The organism is Rhodomicrobium sp. Az07, from assembly GCF_018619475.1.
Lineage (GTDB): Bacteria > Pseudomonadota > Alphaproteobacteria > Rhizobiales > Rhodomicrobiaceae > Rhodomicrobium.
Map to the genome: position 1 here is coordinate 1 of NZ_JAHFZG010000031.1, position 10,198 is coordinate 10,198.

General features: G+C 54.1%; 7 protein-coding genes and 3 pseudogenes. 8 read left to right on the forward strand and 2 right to left on the reverse strand.

Annotated features, from left to right (window positions below):
• Positions 1-94: pseudogene (locus KKP04_RS14970) on the forward strand (IS5/IS1182 family transposase); the annotation flags it as partial.
• Positions 95-123: 29 nt separating this feature from the next.
• Here KKP04_RS14970 and KKP04_RS14975 read toward each other — a convergent pair.
• Both KKP04_RS14975 and KKP04_RS14980 read right to left on the reverse strand, forming a co-directional pair.
• Positions 124-1,060: pseudogene (locus tag KKP04_RS14975) on the reverse strand (IS630 family transposase).
• A gap of 66 nt (positions 1,061-1,126) precedes the next feature.
• A pseudogene (locus KKP04_RS14980) lies at positions 1,127-2,119 on the reverse strand (IS481 family transposase); the annotation flags it as partial.
• A gap of 339 nt (positions 2,120-2,458) precedes the next feature.
• On the opposite strand from KKP04_RS14980, the gene gmd reads away from it, so the two are divergent.
• From gmd to KKP04_RS15015, 7 genes are all read left to right on the forward strand, one after another.
• A complete protein-coding gene (gene gmd / locus KKP04_RS14985) occupies positions 2,459-3,541 on the forward strand; it encodes a GDP-mannose 4,6-dehydratase (RefSeq protein WP_215033398.1) in 1,083 nt (360 codons plus the stop codon).
• 1 nt (position 3,542) lies between these two features.
• Positions 3,543-4,490, forward strand: coding sequence for a GDP-L-fucose synthase (locus KKP04_RS14990; protein ID WP_215033401.1), 948 nt, complete (start codon positions 3,543-3,545; stop codon positions 4,488-4,490).
• 241 nt (positions 4,491-4,731) lie between these two features.
• Complete coding sequence (locus tag KKP04_RS14995) at positions 4,732-6,120, forward strand: oligosaccharide flippase family protein (protein ID WP_215033404.1); 1,389 nt, start codon at positions 4,732-4,734, stop codon at positions 6,118-6,120.
• A 40-nt stretch (positions 6,121-6,160) separates the two neighbouring features.
• A complete protein-coding gene (locus KKP04_RS15000; RefSeq protein WP_215033409.1) occupies positions 6,161-6,823 on the forward strand; it encodes an FkbM family methyltransferase in 663 nt (220 codons plus the stop codon).
• Positions 6,820-7,707 carry an alpha-1,2-fucosyltransferase gene (locus KKP04_RS15005; protein ID WP_215033412.1) on the forward strand — a complete coding sequence of 296 codons (888 nt, stop codon included), beginning with the start codon at positions 6,820-6,822 and terminating at the stop codon, positions 7,705-7,707. Before KKP04_RS15000 ends, KKP04_RS15005 begins: the two co-directional genes overlap by 4 nt.
• 92 nt (positions 7,708-7,799) lie before the next feature.
• Entirely contained in the window at positions 7,800-8,546 is a 747-nt protein-coding gene (locus KKP04_RS15010; protein WP_215033415.1) for a bifunctional 2-polyprenyl-6-hydroxyphenol methylase/3-demethylubiquinol 3-O-methyltransferase UbiG, read from the forward strand.
• Between the two features lie 296 nt (positions 8,547-8,842).
• Entirely contained in the window at positions 8,843-10,051 is a 1,209-nt protein-coding gene (locus KKP04_RS15015; protein ID WP_251134173.1) for a glycosyltransferase, read from the forward strand.
• Positions 10,052-10,198: the final 147 nt, after the last annotated feature.

The window sequence follows — 10,198 nt, forward strand, 5'->3', positions numbered from 1 at the left end:
ACAGTTTCGACGCATCGCTACGAGATATGAAAAAACCGCCCGAAACTACCGCTCCATGATCGCTCTCGCAGCAACCATCTTGTGGATCCGATAAATGTCCACACTTCCTAGAGTCTTTCCGACCTAGATTGAAGCATAGCCAGCGTTCCTGAAGTAGGCGGCGCACTCGGGCGGATCAAAGCACCTGAGCAGCGATCCGATCCCTTTCCAGACAGCTTCAACGGTGCGCTCGTCGGCTTTCCGGAGGAGCGTTTTCAGCTTGGCGAACACCTGTTCGATGGGGTTCAGATCGGGGCTGTAGGGTGGCAGGAAGATAAGTCGTGCACCAGCGGCGCGGATCGCGTTGCGAATGGCCCGGTTTTTGTGAGAACCAAGATTGTCCATGACTACGATATCGCCGCGTATGAGGGTCGGAACAAGGATCTGTTCGACATAGGCCAGGAAGGCCTCGCCGTTAATGGGGCCGTCCAGCACGAAGGGCGCGGTGATGGCGTCATGGCGCGGTGCGGCGACAGCGTTTTCCAGTGGCCATGCGGGACTTTGGCGACGAGCGGCTTGCCGCGTCGGCACCAGCCGCGCGTGCGGGTCATGGTGGTTTTGGCCCAGGTCTCATCGATGAAAACAAGGCGGGACGGATCAAATCGGGCCTGGTATTTCTTCCAGCGCAGCCGGCGCCGGGCGATGTCGGGACGATCCTGCTCGGCTGCGAACAAGGTTTTTTTTTAAAGCTGATCTCCTGGCGTTTGAGGAAGCGCCACAGCGTGTCGCAGGAGACGGAGACGCCCCGTTCGCGCAACTCACCGCGAAGAGCATGAAGCGTCAAATCGGGCTTCTCATCCAGGCGCGCCAACAGCCAATCGCGCTCGGCCTCCAAAAGAAATGGCCGCTTGCCGCCCATCGGTTTGGCGGCCGCGCTGCCGGTTGCCCTCACGCGTTGCGTCCACTTTACGACGCTTGCCACGCTGACATCGAACGCGGCTGAGGCCGCCCGCGCCGTCTGACCGCTCGCAACAAACGCCACCACCCGCTCACGCAGGTCCAGAGAATAAGCTCGCGCCATACATGCTGGCCTCCGCCCAGCATGTAACTTGAATCACTGTTCGCCCAGGATGGAATCCCTAGCGATTCAATTAAAGTCAGAAAGACTCGAGGTGTTTAGTCCCAATGTGTGATGGGTCTGGCTTTCGGATGAAGAGGTCTGGCTTTTCCTCGCTGAGTTTCCGGATAGCCTCGAAGGGTGTTCGCGCAAGGCCTTGAGTTGCTTGGCAAAGTTATAGGCCGACAGCCAGTCCCGGACGTGACGGCGGAGATCGTCGATCGCGTTGTAGTGGAAGGTTTTTGTTGCGCGTCCTTGATGGTTCGCACCATGCGTTCGGCCTGACCGTTCATCCAGGGATGGTAGGGTTTGGTGAGCCGGTGCTCGATGCCGTGCTGGTCGCAGACCCTGCCGAACACGTGAGCGACGAAGTCGCCTGACCTGTCGCGCTGGACGAACTGAACGCCGAACCTGAGCGCTTGTCGCTCAGGATAAACCTTCGCTCCGGTCAAGACTGTGTGCACCTTATAGGGAACGGCGGCGACGAGCACCTTGAGGAAGGCGGCGGCTGCCAGCTTCGTCGTCTTGCGATAGATGCGGGCGAACACGAGCTTCGAGGTGCGGTCGACGGCGACGAACAGGAAGCCCTTGCCGCCTTCGTAGCGAAGTTCAGCGATGTCGATATGAAAATAACCGATGTGGTAAGCCTTGACTTGCTTCGGCTTTTCACGATCAGCCTTCGGCAACCGCGAGATGCCGTGGCGCTGCAGACAGCGATGCAGCGAGGAGCGCGTCAGATGCGGGATGACGTCTTTCAGGGCCACGAAGACAATCGTCGAGCGGCAGCCTTGCCTGCACACGCAGCGCGACGATCGCAGCCTTTTCCATCGGTGACAACACCGTGCTGCGGCGTTCCTTCGGCCCCATCGGCCGATCTTCGAAGGAACTGCGCGCGCGCCACTTTCTCACGGTCTTCTCGTTGACGCCAAAGCGCCTTGCGAGTTCCGCGACCGGAGCTTCCGATCGCTGTAGTTCCGTTCGAACGGCGTGCGTTGTCGTGGCGCACCCGTGTAAAACCTGACCATAGTCCCTCCCGCTGTGATGGCGTTAACGATACACCATCACAAGCCGGGACTGAACACCTAGCCTCATGCTCATACACATGTTTTCAACATAAGAGAAAAACTGACGTTGCGTTTTCGCTATAATCGGTTAAGGATTTTGCCGTGTCTGGCGCGTGCTGACACCGACGTAGCGGTTTAACGTTATGATTCGTTTGAGATTCATGCGGCACCAACTTTTGTGCGGCTTTGGTCGGAGGCCGAGTTTCCTGGCATCGCTCGCGCAGGGGGCGAGGCCATCCTTTTTATGGCGGCTCTGAGCCGTTGACTGTGTATCGAAGCTCGAAGTGTGAGAATCTCCATGTCTTTTGAGGACAAGCCTGTTCAAAAAGTAGCTCTTATCACCGGAGTCACCGGCCAGGATGGTGCCTATCTCGCTGATTTATTGATCGAAAAGGGCTATATTGTTCATGGGATCAAACGCCGGTCGTCGTCTTTTAATACCGGTCGCATCGAACACTTGTATCAGGATCCGCATGAGACGAATGCGAATTTCATTCTCCACCACGGAGATATGACGGACTCGACAAACTTGATACGGATCGTACAGCAGACACAGCCTGACGAAATATACAATCTTGCTGCTCAGAGCCACGTTCAGGTTTCTTTTGAGACGGCGGAATATACTGCCAACGCGGATGCGATTGGGGCTCTTCGGATGCTCGAGGCAATCCGCATTCTGGGTCTGGAAACGAAAACGCGTTTCTATCAAGCTTCGACCTCCGAACTGTACGGGCTGGTGCAGGAAGTGCCGCAATCGGAAAAAACGCCATTCTATCCGCGTTCTCCCTATGCGGCCGCAAAGCTCTACGCTTACTGGATCGTGGTCAATTACCGGGAGGCTTACGGTCTTCACGCGTCGAATGGCATTTTGTTCAATCATGAGAGCCCCTTGCGCGGCGAGACCTTTGTCACGCGAAAAATCACCCGAGCAGCGGCTGCTATCAAGCTTGGCCGCCAATCCAAGCTGTTCCTAGGCAACCTCGACGCCAAGCGCGACTGGGGACACGCCCGTGAATATGTGCGCGGCATGTGGCTGATGTTGCAGCAAGAAAAAGCGGATGATTATGTCCTGGCGACGGGCGAAACAACGCCGGTGCGCACTTTCGTCGAGTGGGCTTTCGCCGATGCCGGTTTTAATCTCGTCTGGAAGGGCGAAGGCGTCGATGAAAAGGGCTATAACGCCGAGACGGGACGTGTGCTCGTCGAAGTTGACCCGCGCTACTTCCGACCGACTGAAGTCGATTTGCTGATCGGCAATCCCGCCAAGGCTCATGACAATCTTGGTTGGCGGCACGAAACCTCCGTACGCGACTTGGCGCGCGAGATGGTCCGCGAAGATCTCAGAGTTATGGCAACGGCCCCGATCAGCAAGAGAGGTTAATATGGCTGCTTACACATTTTCTGATAAACGTATCTTTGTCGCCGGACACCGCGGCATGGTTGGATCTGCGATTGTTCGCCGTATGGCGTCCGAAGGATGCGAAATCCTGACGGCTGGACGGGATCAACTCGACCTGAAAAACCAGGCGGCAGTCGCCACCTGGATGGAAAAGAATAGGCCGCACTGCGTTTTCTTGGCTGCGGCTAAAGTCGGCGGGATTCTCGCAAACGATTCCTATCCTGCTGACTTTCTCTATGACAATTTGATGATCGAGGCGAATATTATCGAAGCCGCTCATCGGTTCGACGTCGAAAAGCTGCTGTTCCTTGGCTCCTCATGCATTTATCCGAAATTTGCGGCGCAGCCCATTCACGAGGATGCGCTCCTGACCGGCCCATTAGAGCCAACCAACGAGTGGTATGCGATCGCAAAGATCGCCGGCATAAAACTTGCCCAAGCTTATCGCAAACAGCATGGTCGCGATTTCATTTCCGCCATGCCGACCAATCTCTACGGACCCGGTGACAATTTCGATTTAAATTCCAGCCATGTTATGCCGGCGCTCATTCGCAAGGCCCATGAGGCCAAAATGCATGGGGACCTGCAAATCACAGTCTGGGGGACAGGAACTCCTCGACGTGAATTTCTGCATGTTGATGATTGCGCTGACGCTTGCGTGCATTTGATGAAGGTTTATTCCGACGATAGACATGTCAATGTCGGTTCTGGTGAAGATCTGACCATTCTCGAACTGGCGCATCTTGTGTGCGCGATCGTCAACTTTGAGGGTGAAATTGTCCATGACTTTTCCAAGCCAGACGGCACTCCGCGTAAGCTTATGAGCGCCGATCTCATCAAATCGCTTGGGTGGAAGCCTCGTATTGGCCTACGAGAGGGAATTGAAAATGCTTATGCAAGCTTCCTTCACTCCGGCGGCCTGACGCGTTGACGGATAACGAGTAGATAAACTCCAACTTGGTGCAGAAGGCTCCAACTTTTAAAAATAATGGATGGGCTACGACGAGCACGAAAACGAAGCGCCTTCAAAGGCCATAGCTAACAGAAACGGCTGGAGGCGGCTGTTTCAATACAAACAGGAGAGGGCGGGATTCCACGCGCGGGCGCTCGAGGACAGTAACGCGAGACAACGCTAATAACGGAGGCGCCCCACTTGGTCGGAGCTCCGTTGAGTGGCAATCTGGCAAGCAAAGGTGCGCCGAGATGAATCAAAGCTTGGTTGCCGCACGCGCGGGCCCAGGGAGGGCGTGGTGGGCGTGACAGGTTTGCGCTGGCTGGGCGGTTCGAGCTACCTAGGTAGCATCATGACGCTGTCGAGCGGTCAAATGGCGGCGGCGGTGATTCCATTCTTGGCAGCACCGATCCTTGGACGGATCTATTTGCCCGAAGACTATGCACTACTGGCTGCATTTGGTGCTCTAGTCAATGTTGCGGCATCTATCGCTACTCTTCACTACCAACACGGTATCGTCATTGAGAAGACAACTCAGCGTGCGCACCAACTGGCATTGGTTGCGTTAGCCGCAACCGCCGCGTTTGCAATGTTTACCATCCCTGTTGCGGTGGCGCTTTACCTTATTGATCCGTTTGCGGATGCTTTTCGAGGATACGGTCTGTGGTTCGCCGCGTTACCGTTCTCTACCCTCGTTGTCGGTACCTCGCTCACCGCGATGGCAATCGCCAACCGCGATCAGGCCTACAAGATACTTTCCGTGATGCAATTCACAGCCTCAGCCGCGAGTGCGCTTGCATCAATCGCTTTCGGCCTATTGAGTCTGCGATCAGATGGTCTAATGCTCGCCGCAATGCTGAGTCAGGCGATCACGCTTGGCTTCTCTGTGGCGATCCTACATCGGCGCAATGTCCTCAGAGCGGGCATCAGCAAGCGCAAACTGATGCGACTTTCGGCGCGGCATAGGGGTTATCCGCTCTTCACAATGCCCGCATCATTCTTGCAGTCTGTTGGCGCGCAATTACCAATACTCGCATTGACTTCTATGGGTGCCGCAACCACCCTAGGATCCTTTAGTCGGGCGCAGCAGTTGCTGATCCTACCGGTTTCGATGTTCAGTGGCGCGGTAGCTCGAGTATATATCCAGCGAGCTGCGGAGGAATACAATAAGACAGGCTCATGCAGGGCACTCTATATTAGAACCGTTCCTATAATTAGCTTTGTAGCCATTCCGTTTTTCCTCACATTCACGTTGCTTGGTGAAACCATTTTCACGGTCTACCTGGGCGAGAATTGGCGCGAGGCAGGCCAGATTGCACAAATCCTCTGCCCGGTTCTTGTTTTTCAGATGTTCGTCAGCTCGCTTGGATCCTCTATCCTGTATACCGGCAACCAACACCTCAGTCTCCACTTGCATGCCTTTGGTTTGGCTTTAGCGTTGATAGGTTGTCTAGTCCCACAGATATTGCACGCCGACGCACTACAAGTCCTGCAAGGATGGGCGCTCGCGCTCTCAGCGCTCGGGATAATACAGATCTACATTGGTTGGAAGCTCGCAAAGCAGACGACCCGAAAGGCTAAAGGGGGTATACATGGCGCTATTTCGTAGAAATTTTGAACGAAGCTACTCGCAATGCGGTGAGGATATTTTGGTCGACTTCATTTTGAAGCAGATGAAAATCAAGAAGCCGTACTACGTCGATATCGGTGCAAATCATCCCACGCGATTAAATAACACTTATAAATTCTATGAGAAAGGGAGCGAAGGACTCCTTGTTGAGGCAAATCCGGAACTTGCCAGGAAATTAGCCTCAAAGCGTCCTCGCGACGAGATAATAGCTAATGCCCTTGAAAGGGAGGGTGTAAGCGAAGTAGAGCTTCATATTATGAATAGTCATGAGTTCTCTACGACTGACAGGAGCCAAGCCGCGAAGCCAAGCGAACATCGATTCTTCAAGGTTCGTGAGACTGTGGTTGTACCTACGATATCATTTCCAAATATATGCCGCCGTTGCTGCGCAACTCCAGTTGACTTTGTATCGCTGGATATCGAAACAAATTTGATGCCGCTCGTTTCAGAGATTGATTTCACAAAATTTAGGCCAAAAATTTGGTGTGTCGAGACAAAAATATATAATCCCGACGGATCTAATCAGCGGGACTGGGACCTTATTGATTTTTTCATTTCACAAAATTATACCGTTTACGCTGACACGTTCATTAACACCATATTTGTGGAGAGAGATTGGAAGGGCGCTAGCGGAGCTTCCATCGCCGCCCGCAGCCTGAAGGCTGAGGAGACGCCACATTGATCGTCGTTCGGCTGATGGGCGGAATGGGGAACCAAATGTTCCAATACGCCGCCGCACGCGCGCTAGCGCACCGCCTTGGTGCCGAACTGCGCTATGATCTTTCCTACATCGGCCACGCGGGCCAGGGTACGATCCGGCATTTCGAACTCCATCACTTCCACACGGCGGGCCGGCCGCTCGATTGGTACGAAGACCTACGCTACGGCTCTCAATTTAGGGCACCTCTCCAGCGGCGCGTAATGGCCCGAGTGGCACGCGGGGTACGTCCGCATGGTTTATACGAGGAGCCGTGCATCGCTTTCGACTCATCGTTTGCAATGCTTCCCGACAACACCGTCGTCGCCGGGCGCTTTCAAAGCCACCTCTATTTTGAAGAGGCTGGAGGGTTATTGCGTAATGACTTTCGCCTTTTGAATCAAATTTCCGAATCGTGCCGCGCAATCTGCGAGCAAGCGCGGTTAGAGAACAGCATCGGCCTGCACGTTCGGCGCACAGATTATGTCGATAATGACGCATACCGGGATGTGATCCAGGCCTTACCGCTAGACTATTACATGCGGGCGCTTGCTCGCGTGCGGACAATGTTGGGCTCGGATGCTCGAATCTACATCGTTTCAGATGATATCACCTGGTGCCGTGAACAGGCGCTGTTTCGAAGCGCTCACAAATTCGTAGATTTGTCTGACGCCGAACATCCCCCTACGGAGGAATTTGAAGTCCTCCGGAACTGCCGCCATTTCGTAATCTCGAACAGCACGTTCGCATGGTGGGCCGCCTGGCTGTCGGATTTCCCAGACAAGGTGGTCATCGCGCCAGAGCAGTGGTCGCATAATACAAAGTTCGTAAGTAGCGACCGCATTCCCGATAAGTGGATAAAAATTTAGTTTATCTGGAATATTGCGAAATCATTGGAACATTTTGTATCCAGAGCATCGACAGGGTCGAGGAAGCGCTTAAGAACAGGAGAGGGAACCGCATGAATACCGACGTACAGCAATTCTACGATGCTTTTCGAGATCAGCGTATGATTGGCTACCGGGTGGATGGTAGTCCTAGATTAGATGCGGCATTTCAGTTTGCAAAGCGCCACCTTGGTGGCAGGAAAACCATTGCCGATGTCGGCTGTGGAATTGGAATATTCGCCGATTTAATTGGAAGGGAATATCCGAGCGCCAGAGTCATCGCTGTAGACATTTCTGAGAAGAACATAGCCTACGCTAGGAAAACCGTTGCCGCAAGGAATGTGATGTTCGACGCAGCCAGCGTAACCGAACAATTTCCAATTCTGCGCGAGCTTGCAGACGGCCCAATTGATGCCTTCTGCTTAATCGACGTAATTGAGCACATACCAGACGATCTGCGCGCCAAGGTCTTTCTCGATATCGCCGGGACGGCTACAGAGTCAGCGACGCTCGTGCTCACCTATCCGAGCCCTGAATATCAACTGCATCTTATGTCCGAAAATCCGACAGAATTACAGATCATCGACAACGTGCTGGAGGTCGCAACACTTATAAGTGAAGCCGAACAGGCCGGATGGCGCTTGAAAGAATTTCGATACGTTGATTTGTGGTTGAGCAACCAATATGTACACGCTGCTTTCGAAAAGCGTCTTCCGCTGGAAACGTGCGATAGCAATACGTCAATCGCGAGGAAGATATGGTTCCATTTTGACAGGATATTTCTTAGGCCGGGGAGGCTAAGGCGTTACACGCGAACCTAGTAGGTCTCTGATAAATTCGCTCGCTTGTTCATATATAATTGCTGGCTGGATGTATTGATTTTCGAGAAGCTATCGGCTGTAATTTTCCGAAGAGGTTTTCTAGGGCGCAGCGATTTTCGAGTGCCACTTTTTCATCCAGCGCCGCTTGTAGGCGAAGACCTAATACCAACTGAACAAATTGTCTTCGGACACAAAGGCGCATCGTTCCGAGACCGGAGTCAAAAATAATCCCCGTATCTCTTCGGATCCCACAACGCCATTTTACAGGAAAAGTACTTCCGATGCGTAGATTGATCATGTTCACTGCGGCCTATCCCTACGACCGAACCAACGCTTGGAAAGGTCAGGAGCTCGCCTTTTTACGTGAGCGATTTGACGCAATTTACATTGCACCGCTACACCAAAAGGTCGCATCCGTGTCGCCAGACCTACCGGAGGGCGTTAATGTTCTGCCACCGGCCTTTCCGCTGAACAAGGCGCGCGAGACCAAAGTACAGCGAGTCGCGAGCATATTCGGCCGCCGTCTAACCGCTCATATTAGGTTGATGGAGCCGACACCCAACTTCAGGGCCCGACGGCGCTACTGGGCATCTGCTGCTGATATCGAAGCGATTATGCGGAGTGCTACTTGGCGCGACCACGTCGCGCCGCTCCTATCGGAGAGTACACTCTATTTCTTCTGGGGCCGCGGCTACGCTGAGGTTTTGGCCTATTTGCAGCCCGAAGTTCGCGCAAGGTCTCTCGTGCGCCTGCATCGTTGGGATCTCTATCCCGAAATCAACCAAGGGTACATCCCCTTTCAGAAGCGAATCGTCGAGAGCGCAGGGATCATTGCGCCAGTTTCCCAAGGCGGCGTTGACCTGCTAGCCCGGCTTTATCCAGATCATGCTGCGCGAATTCAACGCCTACGTCTCGGCACTGTACTGCAGGGGATCTCGCAACCAAGCACCGATGGTCGTTTCAGGATTGTCTCCTGCGCCTACGCTCGGCCAGTCAAACGCCTGGATCTAATCGCCGAAGCTCTTGCTTATATAGAGTTCCCGATCGCCTGGACGCATATCGGCGGCGGGCCCGAATTGGAGCGGGTTCGCTCGACTTGCGCCCGCTTGCCCGACACTGTCGAAGTGCGCTTACTAGGAAACATCGTACCTCAAGAGGTTCCTAACATCTACGCGGCAGAACCTTTCGACCTTTTTCTCAATGTCAGCGCTAGCGAAGGAATTCCAGTCTCCATTATGGAAGCGATGGCAGCTGGGATTCCAGCGCTGGCGACGGATGTCGGCGGCAATGCAGAACTGGTTGATGGCACGGTAGGACGCGTGGTCGCGGCCGATGTCAGTCCAACCGCGCTCGCGCAAGAAATTCGTAACGCACGCGCGACGGACCCGAAGCACATTATGGCGATGCGTGAGGCCTGCCGCCAGCGTATTGCGCGCGACTACAATCAAACCCATAATGCACGTGCAGTTGCAGACGCCCTGATTGGTCTGGACAGGTTGACCTAAGCTCCCCGATAAAACTCGGATCCGGATATATTTGGCCATTAGAGCGCATTTCGATCAGCCTGGCTCATAACCGCATGATCTGAAATAGTTGGCGCATTCGTTGGGCAGGAAGATGCCGACGAGCTCGCCGATCAGGGTCCACAGGCC